The organism is Corynebacterium maris DSM 45190 (assembly GCF_000442645.1).
Lineage (GTDB): Bacteria > Actinomycetota > Actinomycetes > Mycobacteriales > Mycobacteriaceae > Corynebacterium > Corynebacterium maris.
The window spans coordinates 1,237,123-1,262,843 of the sequence record NC_021915.1 but is presented as its reverse complement, the minus strand read 5'-3'; the positions used below and the strand labels follow the sequence as shown (position 1 = coordinate 1,262,843).

Annotated in this window: 21 protein-coding genes; 6 read left to right on the top strand and 15 right to left on the bottom strand. The window is 68.1% G+C overall.

Annotated elements, in window-relative coordinates; translation table 11 throughout:
- Nucleotide 1: 1 nt before the first annotated feature.
- From B841_RS05955 to gatC, 3 genes are all read right to left on the bottom strand, one after another.
- Entirely contained in the window at nt 2–1,132 is a 1,131-nt protein-coding gene (locus B841_RS05955) for a P-loop NTPase family protein (protein WP_020934588.1), read from the bottom strand.
- A gap of 204 nt (nt 1,133–1,336) precedes the next feature.
- The gene (gene gatA, locus B841_RS05950; RefSeq protein WP_020934587.1) at nt 1,337–2,824 is read right to left on the bottom strand and encodes an Asp-tRNA(Asn)/Glu-tRNA(Gln) amidotransferase subunit GatA; all 1,488 of its coding nucleotides are present in this window, start codon (nt 2,822–2,824) and stop codon (nt 1,337–1,339) included.
- A gap of 3 nt (nt 2,825–2,827) precedes the next feature.
- Nucleotides 2,828–3,127 (bottom strand): Asp-tRNA(Asn)/Glu-tRNA(Gln) amidotransferase subunit GatC, encoded by a 300-nt coding sequence (gene gatC, locus B841_RS05945; RefSeq protein ID WP_020934586.1) that lies wholly within the window; start codon nt 3,125–3,127, stop codon nt 2,828–2,830.
- A gap of 186 nt (nt 3,128–3,313) precedes the next feature.
- Here gatC and B841_RS05940 point away from each other — a divergent pair, with 186 nt between their 5' ends.
- Nucleotides 3,314–3,985, top strand: coding sequence for an ACT domain-containing protein (locus B841_RS05940; protein ID WP_020934585.1), 672 nt, complete (start codon nt 3,314–3,316; stop codon nt 3,983–3,985).
- A gap of 26 nt (nt 3,986–4,011) precedes the next feature.
- Here the strand turns inward: B841_RS05940 and ligA are convergent, their stop codons facing one another.
- The 4 genes from ligA to B841_RS05920 form a co-directional block, all read right to left on the bottom strand.
- Entirely contained in the window at nt 4,012–5,994 is a 1,983-nt protein-coding gene (gene ligA / locus B841_RS05935) for an NAD-dependent DNA ligase LigA (RefSeq protein ID WP_404825476.1), read from the bottom strand.
- Nucleotides 5,995–6,089: 95 nt separating this feature from the next.
- Entirely contained in the window at nt 6,090–7,268 is a 1,179-nt protein-coding gene (locus B841_RS05930; protein WP_020934583.1) for an alpha/beta hydrolase, read from the bottom strand.
- Between the two features lie 70 nt (nt 7,269–7,338).
- Nucleotides 7,339–8,499 (bottom strand): alpha/beta hydrolase, encoded by a 1,161-nt coding sequence (locus B841_RS05925; protein ID WP_041631775.1) that lies wholly within the window; start codon nt 8,497–8,499, stop codon nt 7,339–7,341.
- 92 nt (nt 8,500–8,591) lie between these two features.
- Complete coding sequence (locus B841_RS05920) at nt 8,592–9,764, bottom strand: alpha/beta hydrolase (protein ID WP_020934581.1); 1,173 nt, start codon at nt 9,762–9,764, stop codon at nt 8,592–8,594.
- Nucleotides 9,765–9,927: 163 nt separating this feature from the next.
- On the opposite strand from B841_RS05920, the gene B841_RS05915 reads away from it, so the two are divergent.
- Both B841_RS05915 and B841_RS05910 read left to right on the top strand, forming a co-directional pair.
- A complete protein-coding gene (locus B841_RS05915; protein ID WP_020934580.1) occupies nt 9,928–10,617 on the top strand; it encodes a 3'-5' exonuclease in 690 nt (229 codons plus the stop codon).
- 54 nt (nt 10,618–10,671) lie between these two features.
- Nucleotides 10,672–11,643: a serine hydrolase domain-containing protein gene (locus B841_RS05910; RefSeq protein WP_020934579.1), complete on the top strand. Its 972-nt coding sequence runs from the start codon at nt 10,672–10,674 to the stop codon at nt 11,641–11,643.
- Here B841_RS05910 and B841_RS05905 read toward each other — a convergent pair whose 3' ends face one another.
- Both B841_RS05905 and mnmA read right to left on the bottom strand, forming a co-directional pair.
- A complete protein-coding gene (locus B841_RS05905; RefSeq protein WP_020934578.1) occupies nt 11,644–12,660 on the bottom strand; it encodes a uroporphyrinogen decarboxylase/cobalamine-independent methonine synthase family protein in 1,017 nt (338 codons plus the stop codon).
- Between the two features lie 11 nt (nt 12,661–12,671).
- Nucleotides 12,672–13,757, bottom strand: a complete 1,086-nt coding sequence (gene mnmA / locus B841_RS05900; RefSeq protein WP_020934577.1) for a tRNA 2-thiouridine(34) synthase MnmA — start codon at nt 13,755–13,757, stop codon at nt 12,672–12,674.
- Between the two features lie 123 nt (nt 13,758–13,880).
- On the opposite strand from mnmA, the gene B841_RS05895 reads away from it, so the two are divergent.
- A complete protein-coding gene (locus B841_RS05895) occupies nt 13,881–14,738 on the top strand; it encodes a spermidine synthase (protein WP_041631774.1) in 858 nt (285 codons plus the stop codon).
- Between the two features lie 257 nt (nt 14,739–14,995).
- On the opposite strand, the gene B841_RS05890 is transcribed toward B841_RS05895, so the two are convergent.
- The 6 genes from B841_RS05890 to B841_RS05865 form a co-directional block, all read right to left on the bottom strand.
- Nucleotides 14,996–16,132, bottom strand: a complete 1,137-nt coding sequence (locus B841_RS05890) for a cysteine desulfurase family protein (RefSeq protein ID WP_020934575.1) — start codon at nt 16,130–16,132, stop codon at nt 14,996–14,998.
- 122 nt (nt 16,133–16,254) lie between these two features.
- Entirely contained in the window at nt 16,255–17,208 is a 954-nt protein-coding gene (locus B841_RS05885; protein WP_020934574.1) for an electron transfer flavoprotein subunit alpha/FixB family protein, read from the bottom strand.
- A gap of 30 nt (nt 17,209–17,238) precedes the next feature.
- The gene (locus tag B841_RS05880) at nt 17,239–18,039 is read right to left on the bottom strand and encodes an electron transfer flavoprotein subunit beta/FixA family protein (protein WP_020934573.1); all 801 of its coding nucleotides are present in this window, start codon (nt 18,037–18,039) and stop codon (nt 17,239–17,241) included.
- Nucleotides 18,040–18,255: 216 nt separating this feature from the next.
- Nucleotides 18,256–19,413: a class I SAM-dependent methyltransferase gene (locus tag B841_RS05875; protein WP_020934572.1), complete on the bottom strand. Its 1,158-nt coding sequence runs from the start codon at nt 19,411–19,413 to the stop codon at nt 18,256–18,258.
- Nucleotides 19,397–20,266 (bottom strand): NUDIX hydrolase, encoded by an 870-nt coding sequence (locus tag B841_RS05870; protein WP_020934571.1) that lies wholly within the window; start codon nt 20,264–20,266, stop codon nt 19,397–19,399. The genes B841_RS05875 and B841_RS05870 overlap by 17 nt, the downstream gene beginning before the upstream one ends.
- A 90-nt stretch (nt 20,267–20,356) precedes the next feature.
- Nucleotides 20,357–21,196 (bottom strand): ABC transporter ATP-binding protein, encoded by an 840-nt coding sequence (locus B841_RS05865; RefSeq protein WP_020934570.1) that lies wholly within the window; start codon nt 21,194–21,196, stop codon nt 20,357–20,359.
- Between the two features lie 114 nt (nt 21,197–21,310).
- On the opposite strand from B841_RS05865, the gene B841_RS05860 reads away from it, so the two are divergent.
- Nucleotides 21,311–23,332 carry an alpha-1,4-glucan--maltose-1-phosphate maltosyltransferase gene (locus tag B841_RS05860; RefSeq protein ID WP_020934569.1) on the top strand — a complete coding sequence of 674 codons (2,022 nt, stop codon included), beginning with the start codon at nt 21,311–21,313 and terminating at the stop codon, nt 23,330–23,332.
- 102 nt (nt 23,333–23,434) lie between these two features.
- The gene (gene glgB / locus B841_RS05855; RefSeq protein ID WP_020934568.1) at nt 23,435–25,639 is read left to right on the top strand and encodes a 1,4-alpha-glucan branching protein GlgB; all 2,205 of its coding nucleotides are present in this window, start codon (nt 23,435–23,437) and stop codon (nt 25,637–25,639) included.
- Nucleotides 25,640–25,721: the final 82 nt, after the last annotated feature.

The window sequence follows — 25,721 nt, the reverse complement described above, 5'->3', positions numbered from 1 at the left end:
GTTAGCGCACCGACAGACCGGCGGCCACAGCCGGGTCCGTCAGATCGAAGGTGCCGATAACCGGCACCCCCAGTCGCCCCAGCACCTCCTCGGCTTCCCGGGCGGCCAGCGGAGAAGACGTCATCACCCCGGAGGCGCAACCGACCTCAAGCCCGGCGTCCTGCAGTGCCTGGACCCCGGCCCGGGCTCCGAGGGCGTCGACGGCCGCGAAGACGACCGTGTCCACGCAGCCCTGGAAGAGTTCGTCGCGCAGCAGCCGGAAGGTTTCCTCCTGGTAGACGCCGTCGGCGATCTCCACGAGCACGGTGTCGTTGCCGTGGGAGAGCGCTTCGATCATGTTGACCGTCAACGCCCGGACGGACTCGAAGTCCTGCCGAAAGGTGGTGGCGTAGCCGAAGTCGGTGAAATCGATGACCTCGTTCGCGCCGGCGTCGTGGTAGTGCATCCGGTCGTTGCCCGCGCCGGTGCCGGTGATCTTGCCGGCGCCGACGGTGCGCCCCGCGGCGCTCAGCCCGTTGATCAGGCAGCTCATGACGGTGGATTTGCCGGAGTTCATGGAGGTTCCCAGCACGGCGATGATCTCTGGCCGCGAGCTCGACGCGGCGGGCGCGGCCGTGACCGGGGCGTTGACGTGCGGGGCGTCGTCAAGCAGGTTAACCGCCGTCTCGCCGCGGACCAGCAAGCCGAGCGGCTCAATGACCGTCGGGCCGATGATCTTGGAGTGCCACTCGGTGACCGTGCCCGCGACGCCGCCCGCGGCCACCAGATGACAGTGATCCAAGGACTCCGGCACATGCGCGAGGAACTGGTCGGCGGCATAGCGGTGACCGTAGGCCAGCACGATGAGCGCGCCGGGATACAGGATCGCCTTGCGGGAGGTCTCCGTCTCGACGCGTTTATGGTTGACGATCTCCGCGACACGGGCGACGACCACGTCACCGGCCCGCGGGACGACGTCCGCACCGGCGAGCAGAGCGTAGTCGCCCGCGCACCGGTCCACCTCCCCGGAGACGAAACGGGTCGTGTAGGAAAACTGCAGGCGCCGCGGCAGCGGCAGCAGGCGACGCGGGCCCCGGGCGGCCGCGGCGGGGAGCAGTTCGGCCGGTGCGGGGGCGGTGAGAGTGGCGGTCATGGGGGAAGTTCCTTCCGGACAATGGGCAAAGGAGACGACGTGGTCGCTCGGTGACTGCTTCCATCTTCCGGACCGTGCGTGAAGCCGCAGTGAAACAAGCGTGAAAGAACGCTCATCTTCTCGCGCGCCCGTTGTCAGCACACGAAAAACCGCCCGGGACGGACGCCGTCAGCGACCTTCCCGGGCGGGTGAACCGTAAGTTCTCTACTTCTTCTGGCCGGCCTCGAAGGCCGCGCCCACGTGGTAAAGACGGTCGTCCTTGAACGCCGGCGCCATGATCTGCAGACCGACGGGCAAGTTGTCGTCGGCGGCGAAACCGTTGGGCACGGACATGCCGCACAGGCCCGCCAGGTTCAGCGGCAGGGTGCACAGGTCGAAGTTGTACATCTCCAGCGGGTCGTCGTTCTTCTCGCCCAGCTTGAAGGCCGTGGTCGGGGTCGTCGGGGAAACCAGCACGTCGACGGACTCGAAGGCCGTGGCGAAGTCCTGCGCCACCAGCGTACGCACGCGCTGCGCCTGCAGGTAGTAGGCGTCGTAGTAGCCGACCGACAGGGCGTAGGTGCCCAGGATGATGCGGCGCTTGACCTCGGGGCCGAAACCCTCCGCACGCGACATGGCCATGACCTCGTCCGCGGAACGGGTGCCGTCGTCGCCGACGCGCAGACCGTAACGCATGCCGTCGAAACGGGCCATGTTGGAGGAAACCTCGCTGGGCATGATCAGGTAATACGCCGCCAACGCGTCGTCGAAGTGCGGGCAGTCCACGTCGACGATCTCGGCGCCCTGGGCGACGAGCTGGTCGAGCGCGGCATGGTAGCGCTCCATGACGCCGTCCTGCCAGCCATCACGGTCGAACTGCTTGATGCGTCCGACGCGCACGCCCTTCAGGTCGCCGTCGGCGCCCTTCTTGGCGGCGGCCACCAGGTCCGGGACCTCGACGTCGACGCTGGTGGCGTCGAACTCGTCCGGCCCGGCGATCAGCTGGTGCAGCAGCGCGGTGTCCAGCACGGTGCGTGCGGTCGGGCCGCCCTGGTCCAGGGAGGAGGCCGCGGCGATCACGCCGTAGCGGGAAATGGTGCCGTAGGTCGGCTTCACGCCGACGGTGTTGGTCAACGCGGCCGGCTGGCGGATCGAGCCGCCCGTGTCCGTGCCGATGCCCAGCGGAGCCATCCCGGCGGCCAACGCCGCAGAGGTGCCGCCGCCGGAACCGCCCGGCGTGCGCTCCAGGTCATAGGGGTTGCGGGTCGGGCCGAAGGCGGAGTTTTCCGTCGAGGAGCCCATGGCAAACTCGTCCAGGTTGGTCTTGCCCAGGATCGGGATGCCGGCCTCGCGCAACTTGAGGGTGACCGTGGCGTCGTACGGGCTGGTCCAGCCTTCGAGCATCTTGGAGGCGGCCGTGGTCGGCGCGTCCGTGGTGGTGAACAGGTCCTTCAACGCCACCGGCACGCCCGCCAGCGGGGAGGCCGGTTGCTCACCGGCGTCGAGGGCCGCGTCGACGGCCTCGGCGGTGGCCAGCGCCTGCTCCGCCCCCACGTACAGGAAGGCGTTGAGGTCGCCGTCGACCTCCGCGATGCGGTCCAGGTGCGCCTGGACGACCTCGCGGGAGGTGACCTCGCGGGAGTGGATCTTCTCCGCCAGTTCAGCGGCGGTCAGCGACGTCAGACCGGATTCCGGGACAATGTGCTTCGTCATGGTTTAGTCCTGCTCCCCCAAAATCTGCGGGACAGCGAAACGCTGCTCCTCGACGGACGGCGCCTGATCGAGCGCCTGCTCGGCGGTCAGGGTCTTGACGACCTTGTCCTCCCGCATGGCGGTCATGATCGAGTGCGGGTGGCTCATCGGCTCCACCCCGTCGGCGTCGACTTTCCGCACGGTGGACACCGTGTCGATGATGTCGTCGATCTGGCTGGCGAAATGCTTCAGCTCATCCTCGCTGAGCGCCAGGCGGGACAGCTTGGCCAGGTGTGACACCTGGTCACGCGAAAATTCAGGCACGTGAAAATTCCTTTGCGCGTATCGTGGGTTATCTGCGTTCATGGTACGCCACCCCCGCCCCGCCGGAATGTTGCGGTCCAACTAGCGCACCCCGAGGCGCGCATGCGTTAACGTGGTTTCTATCATAAATGAGATCGAATTCAGTCTAGGCCACATCACCGGCCACAGGAGCGTGATCCCCGACCCATGTCGTACCTCATCCGTGTGATGCTCCCCGACGCTCCCGGCCAGCTCGGCTCCCTCGCCCAAGCCTTCGGGTCCGTCGGCGGCAACATCCAGTCGGTCGACATCGTCGAAACCTCCCCCAATGACACCGTCATGGACGACATCGTCGTGACCTTACCGCCCGGCCGCATGGCCGACGAGCTGATCACCGCGGCGAACACCGTGCCGGGCGTCATCGTCGATTCCATCCGCCCCTTTGCGGGCCGGGTGGACCGCCGCGGCCAGATCGAGATGCTCGCCCGCGTGGCCGCCTCCTCCCACAACCAGGCCCGCGCCCTGGAGGAACTGGTCAAGGTCATTCCGGCCTCCATGACCGCTTCCTGGGCGATCATCCTGCGTTCCGGGCCACCGGTCAGCCGCGTCGCGGCCTCTCAGGCTGCCCCCTCCGACGACGGCACCGCCCCCGAGCTCATCGACGTGGACCACGCCCGCATCCTGCACCCCGACTCCGAGGACTGGATCCCCGAGTCCTGGAGCGTTTTGGAGTCGACCCTGGTGGCTACCCCGCTGCGCAGCACCGACATGACCATGATCGTGGCGCGCGTCGGCGGCCCGGATTTCCTCGCCAGCGAAGTCGAGCACCTCGGCGCCCTGGGCTCCATCGTCGGCGAGCTGGTACGCCCGAAAGCCTAGCCGCCTCGCCCGAGGGATTTTCGCCCTCAGGCCTCGCCGGTCTCCAACAGATGCAGGAACCCCGCCTCGTCCAACACCGGCACGCCCAAGTCGCGCGCCTTGGTTTCCTTTGACCCGGCGTTCTCCCCGGCGACGACGTAGCTGGTCTTTTTCGACACGGAACCGGAGGCCTTGCCTCCGCGGGAGAGGATCGCCTCTTTCGCCTCATCCCTGTTGAAGCCCTCCAGCGTGCCCGTCACCACCACGGTCAGCCCCTCCAGGGTCTGTTCCGCACGGTCGGCGGCGTCGTCGACCATCGTCACGCCGGCGGCGGCCCACGCGTCGACGATGTGTCGGTGCCACTCCACCGTGAACCACTCCTTGAAGCTCTCGGCGATCACCCCGCCCACCCCGTCGGTCTCCGCCAGGTCCTCGACGGGGGCGTCGATGAGCTCCGGCAAGGACCGGTAGCGGGCGGCCAGCGCGCGCGCCGCGGAGGGACCGACGTGGCGGATGGACAACGCGACGATCACGCGCCACAGGTCCGTGGTCCGCGCGGTCTCCAGGTTCGCCAGCAATTTCTTGCCGGCCGCGTTCACCTTGCCCGTGGTCGTGGTGTAGACCTCGGAGGCGGTCAGCTTCTCCTCCGTCAGATCGAACAGCTGCGATTCGTCGGTGAGGATGCCGGTACGGATCAGGTCCTGGGCGCCCTTCTCCCCCAGCGCCTCGATGTCGAAGCCGCCGCGACCGGCCAGATACGTCAGACGCGCGGACAGCTGCGCCGGACAGCTGCGGGTGTTGGGGCACCGCCAATCGGCGTCGCCCTCCTTCTGCGGCGCCAGGCGCGTGCCGCAGGACGGGCACAGCGTCGGGAAGATGAACTCGCGTTCCGTGCCGTCGCGTTTGTCCGCCACCGGACCGAGCACCTCAGGGATGATCTCGCCGGCCTTGCGGATGACGACGGTGTCGCCGATGAGCACGCCCTTGCGCGCGACCTCCGTCTGGTTGTGCAGCGTGGCCATCGACACCGTCGAACCCGCGACGAAGACCGGGGTCATCACCGCGAACGGGGTCACCCGCCCGGTGCGGCCGACGCCGACCTGGATGTCCAGCAGCTCGGTGGTGACCTCCTCCGGCGGGTACTTGTACGCGATCGCCCACCGCGGGGCCCGCGAGGTCGCGCCGTAACCGCGCTGTTCGGACAACGCGTCGACTTTGACCACCAGGCCGTCCATCTCATGGATGGCGTCGTGGCGGTGGCGCTCCCAGTACTCGACCCGCTCGATGATCTCGTCGACGGTCTCCACCCGGCGCGTGTACTCGGAGACCGGCAGCCCCCAGGCCGCCATTGCTTCGTAGGCCTCCTGCTGGGTGGCGGGCGCGAAGCCTTCGCGGGCTCCGAGGCCGTGGGCGATGAAGCGCAGGCCGCGCTTCTTCACGTCGTCGGGGTTTTTCTGGCGCAGGCCGCCGGCGGCGGTGTTGCGGGGGTTGGCGAAGGGTTTGCCGCCGGCGGCGATGCGCGCTTCATTCAGCGCCGGGAAGTCCTCGGGGCGGATGAACACTTCGCCGCGGATTTCGACGAGTTCCGGGGCGTCGCCGTGCAGTTGGTGGGGAATGTCGTCGATGACGCGCGCGTTGGCGGTGATGTCCTCGCCGATGCGTCCGTCGCCGCGAGTGGCCGCGCGCTCGAGTGCGCCGTTGCGGTAGATCAGGTCGATGGAGACGCCGTCGACCTTCAGCTCGGTCAGATAGGCCGTGGCCGGGGTGCGGGCCAGCCAGTCGCGCATCTCCTCGAGGCTGAACACGTTGTCCAGGCTCATCATGCGTTCTAGGTGTTCGACGTTGTCGAAGGTGCTGCTCGCCAGTGCGGGGGCACCGACTTCCTGGGTGGGGCTGTCCGGCACGGCGAGCGCCGGGTAGTCGGCCTCCAGGTCCAGCAGCCGCTGAAAGAGGGCGTCGAAGTCGGCGTCGGGGATCTCCGGGGCGCCGTTGTAGTACAGGTCGCGGTGGTGGCGGATTTCCTGCGCCAGCTCGTCCCAGCGGCCGCGGACCTCGGGGGTCGGTTCGGCTGCGGCGGGCGTGGGGTCGGTCAGATCATTCGGCTCAGTCACCCGTCCGATTCTAGCTAGGGGTGCAGGGCGGGGCCGATAGTGTTCCAGGCCCGGTTCAGCGCCGCGGTGAAGTTGGGCCAGTTGTGCACTCCGTCCGGCCGAATCTCGACCTGCTGGTGGGTCATGCCGGCCTCACGCATGGCGTCGTCGAGTTCCCGGGTGCAGCTTTCCGCGCCCCATTCCAGGGCCATGCCGTTGACCATGCCGGCGAATTGGCGCTCGGCGAAGTACTCCAGCTCCTCCTCGGTGAACGCGCCCTGCGAGGCGGAGAGATAGACCGCGGTGCCTGCGAGCCCGGAGGGGTCGGCGGCGACGTTGTAGCGGTCCCAGTTGGCGGCTCCGCTCGGGCCGTAGAGGTTGACCAGGGCGCCGCCGGCGCCGTTGACGATGTGGTGCGCCATGAGTCGGCCGGCGGGCGAGGTCGTCGAGTAGCACCCGGAGATCCCGGCCACGGCGTCGTAGAAACCGGGGTTGGCGTTGGCTAGGGCCACTGCCCCGCTGGCGCCCATCGACAACCCGGCGATGCCGCGCTTGCCGTTGTGGTGGAAGGCGTCGTGGTTTTCCAGCAGCGGCGGCAGCTCGCGGGTGAGGAAAGTCTCCCACTGGTTTTGCCCGAGCACCGGGTCGTTGGCGTACCAGTCGACGTACATCGACGCTCCGGCGCCGGTGGGCATGACCAGGGTGACGTCGTTGAAGGCGGGGTTGTCGTGGACGCGTGACTGGTGCAGCCAGCCGGAGTCCGCCGGGGCGTCGACGCCGTCGAGGAGATAGAGCATCGGGGCCGGGCCGGGGCCGGCGGCCGGGGCGACCTGCACGTCGACGTGCCTGCCCATCGCCGGCGAATCGATGGTCCAGCGCTGCACGCCGGCATGGTTCGGATCAGCGTTGACGTCGACCACTGCGGGGGTTGCGTCGGGGTCGATGGCCGGCCGCTGCCCGATGGGGCCGCTGGAGAGTGGGCCGACGGGCATGTTGGTGGAGCCGAGCACCTCGACGGAGCTGAGCGCCGCGTCCGTCGAGCCGCCGGTGGGCCAGGACGACTGCGAGGATTCGGCGATCACCTCCGGGGAGACGGCGTCGGCCGACTGTTGGACGGGGTTGGCTCCGGCTCCCGGCGGAAACGCCGTCGTCAAGGCGATCGCCGCGGCCGCTACCAGCGTCGCCGGGGTCTTTGTCCACGTACCGATGTCCACAAAACTCCCTTTCACATGCTGTTATGAGTTCTGACAATAGCGCGTCGTGCCGGAGGCGCGAAGCCGTGCGTCAGCTCAACACCGGTTCGACGTGTCGCCAGGCCGGTTTGATGGCCTCGTTGAACGTCGGCCAGAAGTGCATGCCCTCGCGCTGGACCTCCACCTTCTGGTGATCCATGCCGGCGTCTTTCAGGGCGGCGTCGAAGTCCATGGTGCAGCTGTGCGAGCCTTGCTCCAGCACCATGGCATAGAGTGCGACGTCGGGCCCGTACGGCGAGAAGAACTCCTCGTCGGCCGCCGAGGCCGCCCCTTCGGAGGCGGACAGGTACACGGCCATGTCCCGCAGCCCGCTGGGATCCGACTGCACGTCGTAGGCGACGCGCCTGCCCAGCTCCGCCGGGCCGTAGAGGTTGTCCAGCGATCCGCCGCGGGTCTCGACGATGTTGCGCACCATGACCTCGCCGATCTGCGAGGTCGTGGAATAACACCCGGAGATGCCGAACACGGCGTCGTAGAGCTCCGGGTTACGGTTGGCCAGGGTCACCGCGCCGAACGCCCCCATGGACAGCCCGCCGATGCCGCGCTTGCCGTTGTGGTGGAAGGCGTCGTGATTTTCCAGCAGGGGCGGCAATTCCTCGGTGAGGAAGGTCTCCCACTTGTTGCGGCCCAGCGCGGGGTCATCGGCGTACCAGTCGAGGTAGAGCGAGGCCGGCGCTTCGGTGGGCATCACCAGGGTGACGTGTTCGTCGGTGAAGCGTCGGTGCACTTGCGCTTCCGTCATCCATTCGGAGTCCGCGGCGGCGTCGACGCCGTCGAGCAGGTACAACATGGGCGCGGGCCTGTCGAGGTCCTTTGCGGGCACGATCTGCAGTTCGACGACGCGGCTCATCGCCGGCGAGGCGACGTACCAGCGCTGCACGCCGGGGCGGTGGCTGTCGTCGATCTTGACGACGGCGGGCTGGGCCAACGCGCCGACCTTCGGGTCCAGGGCGATCGGGAAGTCCGAGTTCCGGGTCAGGCCGCCCACGACGTTCTCGGACGATCCGGCCGCGTCGACGGCGTCGACCAGCAGGTCCAAGGAATGCCCACTGGACAAGGGCGAGCGGGAGGATTCGAGGACGGCCGTGCGCTTGACGTCCTCGGACGATTCACTGGCCCCCGCCACCGCCGGGAACATAGCCATCATCGCTGCCGTCGCCGCCGCCAGAACGCGCGTGCTGGTTGTTTTCACTGACCCTCCATCTTCTTGCCGCCCGATCTCCCAGTGGTCCCGGCGTTTCCGCGGGATCACCTTAGTGCAGACAGTTTCTGTTCAGGAATGCGTCAGTACAACCCGTCCTTGATGTGCTCCCAGGCGGGGGCGAGCTGGGCCGCGAACATCGCCCAGTCATGGGCGCCCTCATCCAGGAAGACCACCTCCTGGTGATCCATCCCCGCCCGACCCATGGCCGCGTCCAGATCACGGGTGCAGCTGTTTGCGCCTTGCTCCAGAATGACGCCGAGCGCCATGCCCAGCGCGTCGTCGCCGTAGTGTTCTTCGTCGCCCGCACTGACTGCGCCCGTGGTGGCGGAGAGGTAGACCTCCATGTCCCGCAGCCCTTCTGGCCTGTTGACGACGTCGTAACGCTCGCGCAGTCCAGAGCTGTCCGGGCCGTAGAGGTTGGCGGAGTCCCCGCCGCGGGATTCGACGGTGCCGTGGGCCATCATCCGTCCCGCCGGCGACGTCGTCGAGTAGCAGCCGGAGATGCCGAAGACGGCGTCGAAGACCTCGGGGTTGGCGTTGGCCAGCGCCACGGCGCCGCTGGCGCCCATCGACAATCCGCCGACGCCGAACTTCCCGTTGTGGTTGGGTACCTCCTCGGCGAGCAGGGGCGGCAGTTCTGTGGCGATGAGGCTTTCCCACTTGTTACGGCCTAGGCCAGGATCATCGTTGTGCCAGTCGACGAACATCGAGCCGCGGGCCTCGGTGGGCATGACCACGGTGACGTTGTCGCCGACGAAGGCCCCCTCGAGGTCGGCGTGGCTGACCCAACCGGAGTTGCGCGGCGCGCTGAGCCCGTCCAGCAGAAAGAGGATCGGGGAGGGCTCGTCGGGGTCCGCGGCGGGCAGCACTTGCAGCTCGACGGTGCGGGCCATGGCAGGTGATTCGACGAACCACCGATCAACCCCCGGTCGGTCTTCTTTCTCAATGTCGGCGATCGCCGGCTTGTCGTAGGACTCGCCGAACGGACGCGGGTAGGCGTCATTGACCTCGACGAGGTCTTCCGGCACGGGGAATTCACTGGACCCGATCGCGTCGACCGAGCTGAGCGCGACGTCGATGGAGGAGCCGCCGGACAGCGGCGAGCGCGAGGACCCGGCGACGACGTCGGAGGCGGAACTCGCCTCGGCGTCGTTGTCCTGCGCGTGTGCGAGGACGGGTGACGCCAGCGTGGCGGCCAGCGCCAGTGACGCGATCGACGCCGCAGTGCGACGGACAGTGGCGGGGTTTTTCAAGGCAAGCTCCATTGCGTCCGGAAAGGTCGAACCGGTGGGCGACATGATATCAACGGGATATTTTAGTGGATACACAGTTTCCCCACGAATCTACCGAACGTGCGTTCCCCTACCGTCCCCGCCGACGCAGGCGGCGTCAACTCCGGTGACTAGGGTTGTGCACATGACTAGCCCCGCCGCCCCGACTTTCGACGCCTCGCGCATGCTGTCCTTCGACCTGGAGACCACCTCCGCCAATCCGATGGAAGCCAGGATCGTGACCTCCGCGCTGGTGACCATCGACGGCTCATCCTCCGACCCTTACGAGATGCTGGCTGACCCGGGCGTGGAGATCCCGGAGGAAGCGGCCAAGATCCACGGCATCACCACCGAAAAAGCCCGCGCCGAGGGCCGCCCGCACGACGACGTGCTGGCGGAGACCGTCCGCCGCATCAAGGAAGGGTGGGAGAAGGGGCTGACGTTGGTGGTCTACAACGCCTCCTACGACCTGACGATCCTGCGGCAGCTGACCGGGGACTTCACCGTCACCGGGCCAGTGTTCGACCCGTACGTCATCGACAAAGCCAAAGACCGCTACCGCAAGGGCAAGCGCACGCTCACGGACGTCAGCGCGTTCTACGGCGTGTCGTTGGACAACGCGCATGAGGCGACCGCCGACGCGCTGGCCGCCGCACGCGTGGCCTGGAAACAGGTGAACAAGGCCTTCCCCGAGCTGAAGACGATGAACACCGACGAACTCATGGAGTTTCAGGCGGTCAGCTACTACGAGATGCAGGTGGACCTGAAGAAATACCTGGACTCCCGCGGCCGTGACACCAGCGACCTGAACACCTCCTGGCCGATGCAGGGGTGACCCGGCGCGATCGCCTCCCTGCGTGCGGCGCCGGGCGCAGCTAATCTGACACCCGTGATCTCCGCCAAGACCCTGCGCCGTATTCTGCTGACCGGAACGGTCGGTTACTTCTCGCTGGCGCTGCTCGCCCGCCGGCTGTTTCGCCCCATCCGGCTCGGTTCCCCGGCCACGGGTCACCGGGAGCTCGCGAAACGCCTGGCGGAGCTGGTTCCGGACGGCACGCGCAACGTCACCGCTTTTCATCTGGCCGACGGGAAGGTGCGCTTCGCCGGCCTAGGCTTCGATGAGCACACCTGCGTGGAGCTCGGTTCGGTGACGAAGGTGTTCACTGCGCAGCTGCTGGCGGAATCAGGGATTGATCCGGATTCGATCGCGGTGCGCGACCTCACTTTCCGCGAACTCGCCGAGCACACCTCCGGCCTGCCGCGAATGCACGCCACCTCCTGGCGCCACGGCGTGGCCTGGGCGTTTTTCGGCGTCAACCCAGATCGGTGGGTCGGCGCCGGGGAACTGCTGGCTGCCGCGGAGAACGCCGATCTGACTGGCCGGGGCACGCAAGCGTATTCCAACTTCGGGGTCAGCGTCTTAGGTGAGGTCCTCGCCCGTCGCCACCGGGTGAGCTACGCCGAGTTGCTGTGCACCCGGCTGTGCCGACCGCTGGGGATGACGGCCACCGGGCTGGGCACTGCTGACGCCCAGCCCCGCGGGGTGTCTGTGTTCGGTCATGAGGTGGCCGCCTACGTGGACGACGGTTACGCCCCGTGCGGTGCGATCCGCAGCACGGCCGCAGACATGGCGGTGTTTGTGCGGCATCTCTTCGCGCACGGGCTGCCCGACTACACGTGGCAGGCCGCCACCACCTCCGAGGGCTACACTTTGCGGTGGCACAACGGTGCGACGACCGGGTTCCGGTCGGTGCTGGTGCTGGATCCGGAGCGGGAGGAAGCGGTGTTCCTCACCACCGACTCCGCCGCCCCGGGCGAAGGTTTCGAACGCGCCGCGCTCACCCTGTTGGGCGGGGGTTGATCACAGATCCCCGGCGTCACGCTCCAGCATGCCGGCGACCGCGGTGGCCATCCGGTAGGCGTCGGCGGCGGCCAGCACGTCGGCGTCGACCAACGTGTCGGTCTCCGTCGGGTGCACGTCGATCGCGGATGTCAGCAGCTGGCGCGGCAGGCCGAGTTCGTCGAAGAATTTCGCCACGGCCACCGCCTTGGCCCGGGGCACCTCCCCCAGTTCGTCGATCTCGTCGCTGGCGGCGGTGATGCCCACCCCAATGCGTTGACCGGCGGTGAGCAGCTGGCCGAAGGCGTCCAGATCGGCGGTGCCGCGCACCTTCTCCAGGGTCAGCTGCACGGTGTCCGCCCCGCTGAGTGCCGCGGCTTCCCAGTCGACTCGCTGCCCGGTGAGGTTGAGCAGGGTGGTCCCGGCCGTCAGCTGTTCCACGACGTGGGCGAGTCTTTCACCGGCGTCCTTCGGGTGCACGGCACGGATTTCATCCAGCTCACTGGTGCCGGGCAAACGACCCGCGGTCACCGTCGCCAACCGCGGTTCGTCGATCTGCACGTCGATCTGCTCGAGGGGCAGGTCGAAGCGCGTGGCCAGGTCGGCGACATGGGTGTTGACGCCTTCGATCAGCGCCTCCGTCACGTCGTGCAGGGCGCCGCGGTCGGTGAGCACCCGGTGTCCGTTGCTCAGCTCGACGTCGGCGGTCAACGTCCACGGCCCCACGACCTGTGTTTTCAGCCGCGTCGGGCGGGAGCCCCACATCCCCTCCAGTTCGTCGAGGTCACGTTCGATCCGGTCCCAGGACGCGCGGGTGAGCAGTTGCGGGCGCGGGGTCATGATCCAGGAACGCGGGCCGCGGTCCACGGTGAGCATCTCCCCCAGCAGCGCGGCGGTGCGCCCGACCGCGTCGGAGCCCAGGCCGCGGGTCGGCAGCTGCGGCAGGTGCGGGTGGTCGCCCGTCTCGCTGAAGATCACGTCGGCGGCCTCGCTGAGAGAGGTGCCGGGGAAAGGTCCGAGTCCGTACGCGTTGGTCATGGCCACACAGTTTAAGCGGTGGCGCAGATCGTGCCGGAACCCAGCACGATGTCGCCGAGGTCGTCCTCGGCGGGCAGGTACAGCACCGCGGCCTGGCCGCGGGCGACGCCCTCGAGCGGCTCCGTCAGTTCGAGGACCATGCGGTCGTCGTCGCGGCTGACCCGGGCGCGGCAGGCGGCGACCGACCCATGGGCCCGGACCTGCACGTCGCAGTCGAACTCGCCGTCCATCGCCGGGTGCAGGAACTTCAGCCGGTCGGCCTCGATGCGGGTGACCGCCAGCGCCGCACGGGGCCCGACGGTCACGGTGCCGGTGTCGGCGTCGATGTCGGTGACGTAGCGCGGGCGACCGTCTGCCGCGGGGGCCTTGATGTCCAGCCCCTTGCGCTGGCCGATGGTGTAGTTCCAGGCGCCGTCGTGCTGCTTGAGCTCCGTGCCGTCCTGGTCGACGATCATGCCCGGGCGCAACCCGATGCGCGCACCCAAGAAGGCCTGGGTGTTGCCGTCGGGGATGAAACAGATGTCGTAGGAGTCGGGCTTGCCGGCCGTCGAGAAGCCGTGGGCGGCCGCTTCCTCGCGGATCTGCGGCTTCTCGGTGTCGCCGACGGGGAACAGGCAGTGATCGAGCTCGTGCTTTTCCAGCACGCCCAGGACATACGACTGGTCCTTCTTCTCGTCTAAGGACCGGCGCAGGTAGCCGTCCTCGTCGATGATGGCGTAGTGGCCGGTGGCCACCGCGTCGAAGCCCAGCGCGATGCCGCGCTCTAAGAGGGCGGCGAACTTGATCTTCTCGTTGCAGCGCAGGCACGGGTTCGGGGTTTCGCCCACGGCGTAGGAGTCGACGAAATCGTCGATGACGTCTTCTTTGAACCGGTCCGAGAAGTCCCACACGTAAAAGGGGATGCCCAGCTTGTCGCACACGCGACGGGCGTCCGCGGAGTCCTCGAGCGAGCAGCAGCCGCGCGCGGTTTCCCGGGTCTGCTGGGCGTCGCGGGACAACGCCAGGTGCACGCCGATGACCTCGTGGCCCGCCTCGACGGCGCGGGCGGCGGCGACGGAGGAATCCACTCCCCCGCTCATGGCTGCCAATACTCGCATGTGTTGTGCGCTCCTTGCTCGTTGAGTCCCTCACACGCTAGCGCCTGAGGCCCGTGTGCAGAAAATCCTTCCTCATCACCCAACGCTCCAGGTGCGGGCAGTATTCCGCTACGGTGAGCCGACATGGGAAGAAAGCGTGCACAGGCCGTGAACACGGCCTCCTCCATCATCGGCAACTACGAGATCTCCACGGGCAAGGCGGAGGTCGTCGCCGACGAGTTCCGCTCCGACGCGTATGTCCTCTACGTCAACGGGGTGCCGTCCTCGCACGTGTCGATCGGCCGGCCGCGGGACCTGGACTTCGAGTACATGCGGTGGCTCGCCGCCGCGATCGAGCACTTCGTCGACGCCCACCTCGATCCCGCCCGGTTACGCGTGACGCACCTGGGCGGGGCGGCGTGCACGATGGCGCGTTACTTCGCGGACGTCTGGCCCGAGTCGCGCCACACCGTCGTCGAGCTGGACGACAAGCTCGCGTCCTATGTGCGCGAGTGGTTCGACATCCCGCGCGCGCCGACGGTCAAGATCCGCGTCGGCGAGGCCCGCCGGGTCACCGACTCCTTCAAACCGGCCACCCGGGACGTCATCATCCGCGACGTCTTCGCCGGGGAGACGACCCCGGAGAGCCTGACGACGCTGGAATTTTTCCGCTCCGCGCACTCCTCGCTGGCGCCGGGCGGGCTGTACGCCGCCAACTGCGGCGACCGCTCGGATCTACGGTTGGCCAAGGCGGAGCTGGCCGGCATGGCGCAAGTCTTCGAGCACGTGGCGGTCATCTCTGATCCGGCGATGCTCAAGGGGCGCCGCTACGGCAACATCATCCTGCTCGGCTCGGACACCCCGTTGCCGGCCGAGGGCTCGGCGGAGGCCGCCGCCCTGGCCAAGCCGCTGTTGGCGGGCGCGGTGCCGGCGCAGTACAAGGACGAGCGCTGGACCCGGGAGTTCTTCTCCGGGGCGAATGCGCTGGTCGACGAGGACTAGCGTGGGCCGGGTCGTATGGCGCATCGACCCGTCGAGAAATACGAGGCGTCGGAAAACGTCACTCTTTGTGTCTTGGCGCGCCTTTATTTCCCCAGGTGGTGAAGGTCAAGGAGCAGGCGGGCGGGTGAATTTTCCGACCCGTCGTATTTTCTGACGTGAAACGTCAACCACGGCGTCACCGCGAAGCATGGCTGCAGGCAGTGTCTCGGCACCGCTTATTCCCCACTGCGTGCCGATTCACTGCCGTCTGCGAGTCCCTACCGCAACCCGGCGTTGCGCGCCTTGCCCACCACGTCGGCGATGTGGGCCGCGAGGTAGTCGACGTCCTCGGCGGTGGTGGTGCGGCCGAGGGTGAAGCGCAAGGAGCCGATGCCTTCGCTGTCGGCCACGCCCATCGCCTCGAGCACGTGGCTCATGCGGTTGACGCCGGCACTGCAGGCGGAGCCGGTGGCGGCCTCGACGCCGAGGGAGTCGAGCAGCATGATCATGCTGTCGCCGTCGGCGCCCGGGAAGGACAGGTGCAGATGCCCCGGCAAGGCGGGCTCGGCGGTGTTGACTCGGACGTCGTCGACGGCGGCGAGGATCTTGGCCTGCAGGTCGTCGCGCAGGCCGGCGATGCGCGCGTTCTCCTGCTCCATCTCGGTGACGGCCTCGGTGAGCGCGGCCGCCATGGACGCGGCGGAGGCGACGTCGACGGTGCCGGGGCGGATGCCTCGTTCCTGGCCGCCGCCGACGAGGATCGCGGACGGTGCGGGCGAGCGCTTGGCCAGCAGGAAACCGGCGCCGCGCGGACCGCCGTATTTATGCGCCGAGGACGCCAATGTGGTGGCGCCGAGCCCGTGGAAGTCGATGGGCACGCGCCCGACGGCCTGGACGGCGTCGACGTGCACCGGGGTGCCCTGCGCGGCGGCGCGGGCGATGATCTCCGGAATGGGCTGGATCGCGCCGGTCTCGTTGTTGGCGTACATGCACGTCGCCAGCGCCGCCGGGGCGTCCAGGGGCGTGAGGTCGCTGACATGCGAGTGGCGGTCGACGGGCAGCAGCGCGACCTCGGCGCCGCGTTCTTTCGCCAGCTTCTCCACGGCGTCTTTGACGGCCGGGTGCTCGATCGTGGTGGAGACGACGCGGTTGTTCTCGCTGATCTCGAACAGCCCCTGGATGGCGATGTTGTCGGCCTCGGTGCCGGAGGAGGTGAAGATCACTTCGATGGGGTCCGCGCCCATGAGTTCGGCGATCTGTTCGCGGGCGTCGTCGAGCACGCTGCGGGCCCGACGTCCGGAGCCGTACTGGCCGCCGGGGTTGACGGCGCTGGAGTGCTTGAGCCAGGCCTCGACGGCGACCTGTCGCATCGGGGTGGTCGCGGCGTGGTCCAGGTAGTGCAACGTGTCAGTCATGCCTGAGATTCTAACCCCACCGCTGAGGGAGGGATTCTGCACGTGCAGAAAAATCCCGGGCCCGACCATGCGCACGTAGTCGAGCCCGGGGACACGGGGTGTGTGGCAGGGCGCCGCCGAGATTACTTCCGGGAGTTGAGCTCCTCGGTCAGGGCGGGGACGATCTCGTGCAGGTCACCGACGACACCGAGGTCCGCGATCTGGAAAATCGGCTCGTCGCCGTCCTGGTTGATGGCGACGATGGTGCCGGAGGACTGCATGCCGGAGGTGTGCTGGATCGCGCCGGAGACGCCGACGCCGATGTAGAGGTCCGGGGAGACGGTTTCACCGGTCTGGCCGATCTGGTATTTCGCGTCGTACCAGCCTTCGTCGGCGACGTCGCGGGTCACGCCCACCGCACCGGAGAGCGCGTCCGCCAGCGGTTCGACGACCGCGCCGAAGGATTCTTCGGAGCCGACGCCGCGGCCGCCGGCGACGATGGCTTTGGCCTGCGACAGCGCCGGGCGATCGGCGTCGGCGGCCTTGGTGAAGTTGACCACGGCGGCGTCCTTAGCGGTGGCGGCCGGCAGCTGCATCGGGGCCACGGCGCCGGAGGCGGCCTGCGGGACCGGGGTGACCGAGCCGGCGCGGATCGTGTAGATCGGGCAGGCGCCGCCGGCTGCGGCGACGGTTTCGAGCTGGCCGCCGAACAGCAGGTGCGTGGCCGTGCGGTCGGCGTTGACGGCGATGACGTTGGCCAGCACGCCGGAGGCCAGTCGGGCGGCCAGGCGGCCGGCGATCTCGTTGCCGTATTCGGTGGCGGAGATGACGATCGGGGCCGGGTTGGCGGAGCCGAGCGCGTGCAGGGCGTCGACCTCGGGCAGCAGCAGGCGGGAGTCGTAGTCGGCGGCGCCGGCATCGATGACCTGCTCCGCGCCGAGGGCGCCCAGTTCCGCGGCGAGGGGCTCGGCGCTGCCCGGAGTGCCGACCACCACGGCGGAGACCACGCCCAGGGGGCGGGCGGCGGTGATCAGCTCGGCGGTGACGGGGTTGAGCTGGCCGGCGTCGTGCTCGACCAGAACGTACACGTGGGACATGAAGAAAATTCCTTAGCTTGTCGGTCGGGTTTACAGGAGGTTCTTGCCGGCCAGGAAGTCGGCGATCTGCTTGGCGGCGGCCTGCGGGTCGGCGGCGCCCTGGATGACCTCGCCGGCGGTGCGCGGAGGGCGGGCGGTGACGGACTGCACGACGGTGGCGGCGTTGTTCAGGCCCACCTGGGCGGGCTCGACGCCGACGCCGGCGAGGTCGTGGACGGTGATCTCGTGGGCCTTGGCGGCGCGCATCTTCTTGAAGTTGGGGAACCGCGGCTTGTCCGCCTTGTCGGTCACCGAGACGATGGCCGGCAGGCTCGCCTGCAGCTCATAGGTGCCGCGGGCGCCGTCGCGGGTGCCGGTGACGGAGCCGTCGGCGACGGACACGGCGTGCACTCCCGTCAAGGCGGGCAGCTGGCGGTATTCGGCGAGCAGGCCGGTCAGCAGGCCGGTTTCGCCGTCGGAGGAGGCGGCACCGGTGACGATGAGGCGGACGTCGTCAAGCGTGTTGAGCAGGTTGGTCAGCGCCCAGGCGGTGCCGATGGCGTCGGAGCCGGCGAGGGCGTCGTCGCTTAGCCGCACCGCGTCGTCGGCGCCCATCGACAGTGCCTTGCGCAGCGCCTCGTCGGCGCCGGCGGGGCCCATCGTGGCGGCGATGACCTGGTATCCGGCGGCCTCGTCGGACTCCTTGATGCGCAGCGCCTGTTCGACGGCGTACTCGTTGATTTCATCGATGATGGAGTCGACGTTGACGCGGTCGAGCGTGTGATCGGCTTCGAGCGTCTTGGCGGACCAAGTGTCCGGCACGTGCTTGACGAGCACGACGATGCTGGGCATGCTGTTTCCCTTTCAGTCAAAGTACATTATAGACAGTTCTGTCCACACTATCCTAGACCAAGGTGTCTAGGCGAGGGGCGGTGGGGTGGCCACCTTCCTGCCCCAAGGGAGCGTGCCACCCATTGTAAGGGTGCCCAAACCTCAAAGAAAAGGACCTCGGTCACAGGTAGGACAACCCAATATCCCCTGACAGCGGGCATCGTGACCCGCGCCACTCTACCGTTCGTCGCCCGATGTCCGCGGCCCGCAGATCACCGCCACCCCGGCACGCCCGATCCGGGTGCACACCACCGCCATCTGCTTCTTCCCCTTCAACTTGAGCTTCTTGCGCAACTGATCGGGATCCACGTCGACGCCGCGCACCAGAATCTCCACGCTGCCGGCGCCGTGAGCGGCCAACGCCGCCTTCAACCTCTTCAACGGCACCTGTTCGACGACCTCAAAACCGGTGCGACCGGCCGGGATGCGGTCACCGGTCAGATACGCGATCCGCTCATCCAGCATCCACAACCCCTCCCGGCGCGCATAGTGGCGCACCAGCCCGGCGCGCACCACGGCGCCGTCCGGGTCAATGAGAAACCGCCCCAGCTCCCCCGCCCCGACGTCATCGGGCTCACGGTCGGAAATCCGGTCGGCTTCCCCGCCCACCACCATGAACGCCTCGCGGCGGGTCCCCTGCGCCAAGCCCGGGGTGTACAGGCAGGCCTCCTTGACCGCGCCGTCGACGCTGGCGATCGACACCAGCCCGTCCCAGTCCGAAAAATCCAGGCCCGGCGCGCACTTGACCGCCAGTTCGCGCCCGGCGTAGACCTCCAGCAGATCCGGCAACGGCGGGATCAACTGCGCGGGATCCGTGATCCGACGACCGCCGGACCGGCGCGCGGGGTCGGCGACGACGACGTCGACGGCCCCTGTGCTCACCGGGGCCAACGCATCCGCGCGCAACAGCCAGGCGTCGTCGCCGAGGTTGTGGCGGGCCATGGCCAGCCGCGCCGGGTCGAGGTCCGAGCCGAGCCAGTCTAGGCCAGCTTCCCGGGCCGGGGCGCCTTCCGTGCCGATCGAACACGTCACGTCGTGGACCAGGCGGGCCCCGGCCTCAACGAGGCGGCGGGCGCGTTCCTGCGCGACCGGGCGCGGGGTGGCCTGCTGGGCCGTGTCCCCGTCCGCCAGCCACGTCACCGGGAACTTGCCGACGCCCGCACGCCGAGCCGTGATCAACTCGATGACCGCCCGGCCATACTCGCCGTGGCGCTCACGCAGGACGGCGGCGTCGGCCAGCATCGACTGCTTGGTCAACGCCAGCTCCTCCGCGGCGGCGTCGACGGCGGCCGGGTGTGCGCGCAGGTAGGCGACCTCGTCAGTGGTGAGGGCCACGGGTGAAACCGATCCGATCTATGGGGGTGGAAGTGAAAAACTCATGGTAGCGCCGGTCATCGACCGGATCGCCGACCACCGGGTTGAGGTCGGCTCGGGCGGCGGCCTCCACCACCTGCGCGGTGGTGTGGAACTGCGTCAGCTCGTTGAGCTGCGCCCACGTGGGGATCACGAAGCGCACCAGGCCCATCCGCCAGCCCTCCAGCAGCAACCGGGGCGGGAACCAGTTGGCGTCGTCCGCCTCCGTGGTGTCCGCGTCCGGTTCCTGCCCGGCGGGCGCGACCGCGACGAAAGAGTGGTTGTCGAACCACTTGCCCGCGTCCGAGGCGCCGACCCACCGGGCCCAGGGGCGCAACAGGTCCGACCGGACCTTGAGCCCGTGCCGGCGCAGCACGTCCGTCAACGACAGCTCGTGCGACACCAACCCGGCGCGCGCCTCACTGTACGGGCGGGCGTCGGTGACCGGGCTGCCGTCCTCGCGCACCGCCAAGAGCGTGCCGGTTTCCTCGAACAGCTCACGCACCGCCGCGAACACCAGGGCGTGCGCCTTATACTTCGTCGTTCCCATCGTGCGCGCCACCGACACCACCGACGGCCCGGTCCATAAATCGCCGGAGTCCCAGGAACGCGGCGGGAAATCCCGGGTGTCGACTCCCCCGCCCGGAAACACCGTCATGCCGGCGTAATTGCGCATCGTGTCCACCCGCTCCTGGACCCACACCTCTAGACCGTGGTCGCCGTCGCGCAAGAGAATGACGGTCGCCGCCAGGCGACCGCCGTTATAACCGGAGGCGTCGGTGGGGTCGATGCGATCGGCGTCGTCCGACGAAAATGCCCCAGTCGTCGCTGACATGCGCAGCCTCCTTCATGCTTGACGTCGCCCCGGCCCGGCCAGGTGCACTCATTGTAGGTGTCCCGGTGTGGGGCGGGCCCGCCAGGAGCGCTACTTGCGGTGCGCGCCGCCGGCCCGGAGACGACGGGCGAAGTACCGGCCGTCGATGCGGTCGAGCTGGATCGGCTGGTGGAACGTCCGGGAAAGGTTCTCGCTCGTGAGCACATCCTCCAGCAGCCCCTGCGCGACGACCTCGCCCTCGTCGAGCAGCATGGCGTGCGTGAAGCCGTACGGGATCTCCTCCACATGGTGGGTGATCATCACCGTGGCGGGCGCATCCGGGTCCAGGGCCAGGTCCCCCAGGTAGGCCACCAGGTCTTCGCGCCCGCCGAGGTCCATGCCCGCGCCGGGTTCGTCGAGGATGAGAAGTTCCGGGTTGATCATGATGGCGCGCGCGATCAGCACGCGCTTGCGCTCGCCTTCGGACAGCGTGCCCCACGTGCGGTCGATCAGGTGCATGGCGCCGACCTGTTCCAGGGTTTCCGTCGCCTGTTCCAGATCCATGTCGTCGTATTCCTCCATCCAGCGGCCTAAGACGGCGTACCCGGCGGAGATGACCAGATCGCCGACTTTCTCGTCCGCGGGGATGCGGTTAGCCAGCGCGGAGGTGGACACGCCGATCATGGCACGCAGGTCACGCATGTCGGTCTTGCCGATGCGCTCGCCGAGCACGTAGGCCACCCCCTTGGAGGGGAACTCTTCCGCGCCGGCCATCCGGACGAGGGTGGTTTTGCCGGCGCCGTTGGGGCCGATGATCACCCATCGTTCGTCGAGTTCCACGTGCCAGTCGATGTCCTTGATCAGCTCCCGGCCGCCGCGGATGAAGGAAACGTCGCGGAAGTCGATGAGCAGGTCCGGGTTGGTGGGGGCGTCAGCGGATTCGTAAGTCACACCCCTATTGTGGCTCAAAAACATTTCGGCCGGTGGCATCGACACAATATGGCTAATCTGGGTGGGCGAAGCCCGTCGAGGACGGGAGATCGACTATAAGCGAGGGAATTTGGTATGACCGGCCGACTTGGTATCGACGATGTTCGCCCCCAGATCTCTGGGCGGACCCACCCTGCGAAGGCGGTGGTGGGCGAAGTCGTCCCCGTGTCCGCGCTGGTGTGGCGCGAGGGGCACGACGCGGTGGCGGCCACGTTGAACGTGACCGGCCCGTCCGGCGCCGAGACCATGGCCGTACGCATGACCGCCGAGGAATTCGTTCCGGACCGCGTACACGCGGTGTTCGTGCCGGACGAGATCGGCACGTGGACTTTCCGGGTCGACGCCTGGTCGGACGTGTTCGCGACCTGGCGCAACGCCATCACCAAGAAGATGGAGGCGGGGCAGGGCGCCGCGGAGCTGGCCAACGACCTGGCCCACGGCGTCGAGCTCTTCGAGCGGGCCGCGGAGCAGACCCCGGACCCGCACGCCGAGGTGTTGCGCACCGCCGCCGCAGAACTGGCCGACGAGTCCCTGACCGTGGCCGAACGCGTGGCCACCGCCCTGGGCGAGGAGGCCACGGCGACGCTGGCGGCTTTCCCGGTGCGCGAACTGCTCACCCGCGGGCCGCTGTGCGAAGTCAAGGTGGACCGCCCCAAGGCCCTCTATTCCTCGTGGTACGAGCTCTTTCCGCGTTCCACCGGCGGATGGGATGATGAGGGCAATCCGGTGCACGGCACGTTCGCGACGACCGCCGACGCCCTGGAGCGGGTCGCCGACATGGGCTTCGACACCGTCTACTTCCCACCCATCCACCCGGTGGGCAAGGTCAACCGCAAGGGCCGCAACAACACCCTGACCCCCACCCCCACCGACGTGGGTTCACCCTGGGCCATCGGTTCCGACGAGGGCGGCCACGACGCCGTGCACCCGGAGCTGGGCACCATGGACGATTTCCGGGCGCTGGTCGACCGGGCCGAGGAACTGGGCCTGGAAATCGCCCTCGACCTCGCCCTCCAGGTCGCCCCGGACCACCCCTGGGCCACCGAGCACCGCGACTTCTTCACCGTGCTGCCCGACGGCACCATCGCGTACGCGGAAAACCCGCCCAAGAAGTACCAGGACATCTACCCGCTGAACTTCGACAACAACCCGGAGGAGATTTACGCGGAGGTCTACCGCGTAGTGAAGTTCTGGGTGGACAACGGCGTACGCACCTTCCGCGTGGACAACCCGCACACCAAGCCGGCCAACTTCTGGGAGTGGCTCATCGCGGAGATCCACACCACCGACCCGGACGTGATCTTCCTGTCCGAGGCCTTCACCCGGCCCGCCCGCCAATACGGGCTGGCCAAGCTCGGCTTCACACAGTCCTACTCCTACTTCACGTGGAAAACCACGAAGGAGGAGCTCACGGAGTTCATGACCGATTGCGTCGACAACGCCGACATCATGCGCCCGAACCTCTTCGTCAACACCCCGGACATCCTGCACGAGTCGCTGCAGACCGGCGGGCGCGCGATGTTCGCCCTGCGCGCGGCGCTGGCCGCCACCATGAGCCCGCTGTGGGGCGTCTACTCCGGCTATGAGCTCTACGAACACGAAGCGGTCAAGCCGGGCAGCGAAGAGTACCTGGACTCCGAGAAATACGAGCTGCGGCCCCGCGACTACGACGGCGCGCTCGAGCGCGGTGACTCCCTCCAGCCGTACCTGACGCTGCTCAATGAGATCCGCCGCGACAACCCTGCCTTGCAGCAGCTGCGCAACCTGCACTTCCACGACGTCGACAACGACCAGATCATCGCCTACTCCAAGGTCGACCCGGTCTCCGGAAACACCATCCTCACCGTGGTCAACCTGGATCCGACCCACCCGCAGGAAGGCACCGTGCACCTCGATGTGGCGGCCCTCGGCCGCGACGCCGGCGAGGTCTACCCGGTCCACGACCTGATCACCGGGTCCACCTACACCTGGGGCGAGCGCAACTTCGTGCGCCTGTCCCCCGTCGCCGACGTCGCTCATATCTTCCGGCTTCCGGACGTGCCCGCCGACAGGCGGGAGCAGCTCGCCTGGCGCAACATCACGGATTACCGCCCGTAGTCAGATTTCCTACCGGCGACCCCGCGGACCCGAGTACCGTTTGAACTATCACGTCTTCACCCCGCCCCACCCGGGGCGGACCACAAGGAAGGTTTTTCACCGATGACTGCCACATCCGCAGACAGCACGAATGAACTCCTCATCCCGGAAGGGGACCTCCAGCGCCTGCTGATCTGCCAGCACCACGCCCCGCACGATTTCTACGGCTGGCATCCACTTCCTTCCGGCGGCTCCGTGATCCGCACCCGGCAGCTGGGCGCGGTCAACGTCGAGATCCTCATCCACAACGAGTCCTGTCCCATGGAGCACATCGGCGACGACATCTGGGCCATCCGTCTCAAGGACAAACTCGCCCCGGATTACCGTTTCGCGGTTACCTACCCGGAGGCGAAGATGGATCTGGTCGCCGACCCCTACCACTTCCTGCCGACGGTCACGGACTTCGATCTGCACCTGATCGGGGAAGGCCGCCACGAACGCCTCTGGGAGGCCCTCGGCGCCCACGTGCACTCCTACGAAACCTCCCTCGGTGAAGTCGCCGGCACCTCCTTCGCCGTGTGGGCCCCGTCGGCCACCGGCGTGTCCGTCATCGGCGACTTCTGCGCCTGGAACCCCAACCAGTACCCGATGCGCACCCTCGGCTCCTCCGGCATCTGGGAGATCTTCATCCCCGGCCTGGACGTCGGCACCGAGTACAAGTTCGCCATCCACGACGCGGACGGCAACCGCCGCGACAAGGCCGACCCGCTGGCCCGTGCCACCCTCGCTCCGCCGGAGACCGTCTCCGTGGTCGAAAAATCCACCTACGAGTGGCAGGACACGGAGTGGATGGCCAAGCGCGACCGCATCGACGCGACCAACCGCCCGATGAGCATCTACGAGGTCCACCTCGGCTCCTGGAAAATCGGCATGGGTTACCGGGAGCTGCGCGAAGAGCTCGTGGACTACGTCGTCGAACAGGGCTTCACCCACGTCGAGCTCATGCCCGTCGCCGAGCACCCCTTCGGCGGCTCCTGGGGCTATCAGGTCTCCGGCTACTACGCCCCCACCGCCCGATGGGGCTCCCCCGACGACCTGCGCGCGCTCATCGACGCGTTCCACGCCCGCGGCGTCGGCGTGCTCGTGGATTGGGTTCCGGGCCACTTCCCCAAGGACGAGTGGGCGCTGGCCCGCTTCGACGGCAGCGCCCTGTACGAGCACCCGGACTGGCGTCGCGGTGAGCAGAAGGACTGGGGCACCCTGGTGTTCAACTTCGGCCGCAACGAGGTCCGCAACTTCCTCGTGGCCAACGCCTTGTACTGGATCGAGGAGTTCCACATCGACGGGCTGCGTGTCGACGCCGTCGCCTCGATGATCTACCTCGACTACTCCCGCGAAGAAGGCGAATGGGAGCCGAACCAGTACGGCGGCCGCGAGTACCTCGAGGCCGTGTCCTTCCTGCAGGAGATGAACGCGACCGTGCACCGCGCCCACCCGGGCGTGATCACCGTGGCCGAAGAATCCACCTCTTGGCCGGGCGTCACGGCGGACACCTCCGACAACGGCCTCGGCTTTTCGATGAAGTGGAACATGGGCTGGATGAACGACACCCTCGAGTACTTCAAGCTCGACCCGGTGCACCGCTCCTACCACCACAACGACATCACCTTCTCCCTGGTCTATGCCTTCTCCGAGCGCTACGTCTTGCCGTTCAGCCACGACGAGGTCGTCCACGGCAAGGGCTCGCTGTGGGGCCGGATGCCGGGCGACGACTGGAACAAGGCCGCCGGCCTGCGCACCCTATACGGCTACATGTTCTCCCACCCGGGCAAAAAGCTGCTGTTCATGGGGCAGGAATTCGGCCAGACCACCGAATGGGACGAGGCCCACTCCGTCAACTGGGGCAACCTCGAAGGCTGGGGGCAGGACTTCCACCAGGGCATCCAGCGGCTGGTGCGCGACGCCAACCGCGTCTACGCCGCCACCCCGGCGCTCTACGAGCAGGACAACACCCCGATGGGCTTCCAGTGGGTCAAGGGCGACGCCGCCGGCGAAAACGTCCTGGCCTACCTCCGGTGGGGCGCTGACGGCTCCGCGGTCCTGGCCGTGATCAACCTCTCCGGCGGCACCCACACCAACTTCACCGTGGGTCTGCCGCGCGGCGGCGACTGGGAGCTGCTGCTCAACACCGACGACTCGGTCTACGAGGGGGCGGGCGCCGACCTACCGTCCGTGGTCACGGCCGACGACCGCGAGTGGGACGCCCAGCCGCACTCGCTGACGCTGACCCTGCCGGCGATGAGCGTGCAGTGGTACCGCGCCAAGTAACGCCGCGGCGTCGCTGAAGACCATGCCGGCCGCCCCACCTCCCGGACGCCATCCAGGGGGTGGGGCGGCCGGCGTCGTTACG

Coding starts and splice junctions, on each gene's coding strand:
- B841_RS05955 (WP_020934588.1), bottom strand. CDS start 1,132: ATGACCGCCACTCTCACCGCCCCCGCACCGGCCGAACTGCTCCCCGCC.
- gatA (WP_020934587.1), bottom strand. CDS start 2,824: ATGACGAAGCACATTGTCCCGGAATCCGGTCTGACGTCGCTGACCGCC.
- B841_RS05940 (WP_020934585.1), top strand. CDS start 3,314: ATGTCGTACCTCATCCGTGTGATGCTCCCCGACGCTCCCGGCCAGCTC.
- B841_RS05915 (WP_020934580.1), top strand. CDS start 9,928: ATGACTAGCCCCGCCGCCCCGACTTTCGACGCCTCGCGCATGCTGTCC.
- B841_RS05905 (WP_020934578.1), bottom strand. CDS start 12,660: ATGACCAACGCGTACGGACTCGGACCTTTCCCCGGCACCTCTCTCAGC.
- mnmA (WP_020934577.1), bottom strand. CDS start 13,757: ATGCGAGTATTGGCAGCCATGAGCGGGGGAGTGGATTCCTCCGTCGCC.
- B841_RS05895 (WP_041631774.1), top strand. CDS start 13,881: ATGGGAAGAAAGCGTGCACAGGCCGTGAACACGGCCTCCTCCATCATC.
- B841_RS05890 (WP_020934575.1), bottom strand. CDS start 16,132: ATGACTGACACGTTGCACTACCTGGACCACGCCGCGACCACCCCGATG.
- B841_RS05885 (WP_020934574.1), bottom strand. CDS start 17,208: ATGTCCCACGTGTACGTTCTGGTCGAGCACGACGCCGGCCAGCTCAAC.
- B841_RS05880 (WP_020934573.1), bottom strand. CDS start 18,039: ATGCCCAGCATCGTCGTGCTCGTCAAGCACGTGCCGGACACTTGGTCC.
- B841_RS05870 (WP_020934571.1), bottom strand. CDS start 20,266: ATGTCAGCGACGACTGGGGCATTTTCGTCGGACGACGCCGATCGCATC.
- B841_RS05860 (WP_020934569.1), top strand. CDS start 21,311: ATGACCGGCCGACTTGGTATCGACGATGTTCGCCCCCAGATCTCTGGG.
- glgB (WP_020934568.1), top strand. CDS start 23,435: ATGACTGCCACATCCGCAGACAGCACGAATGAACTCCTCATCCCGGAA.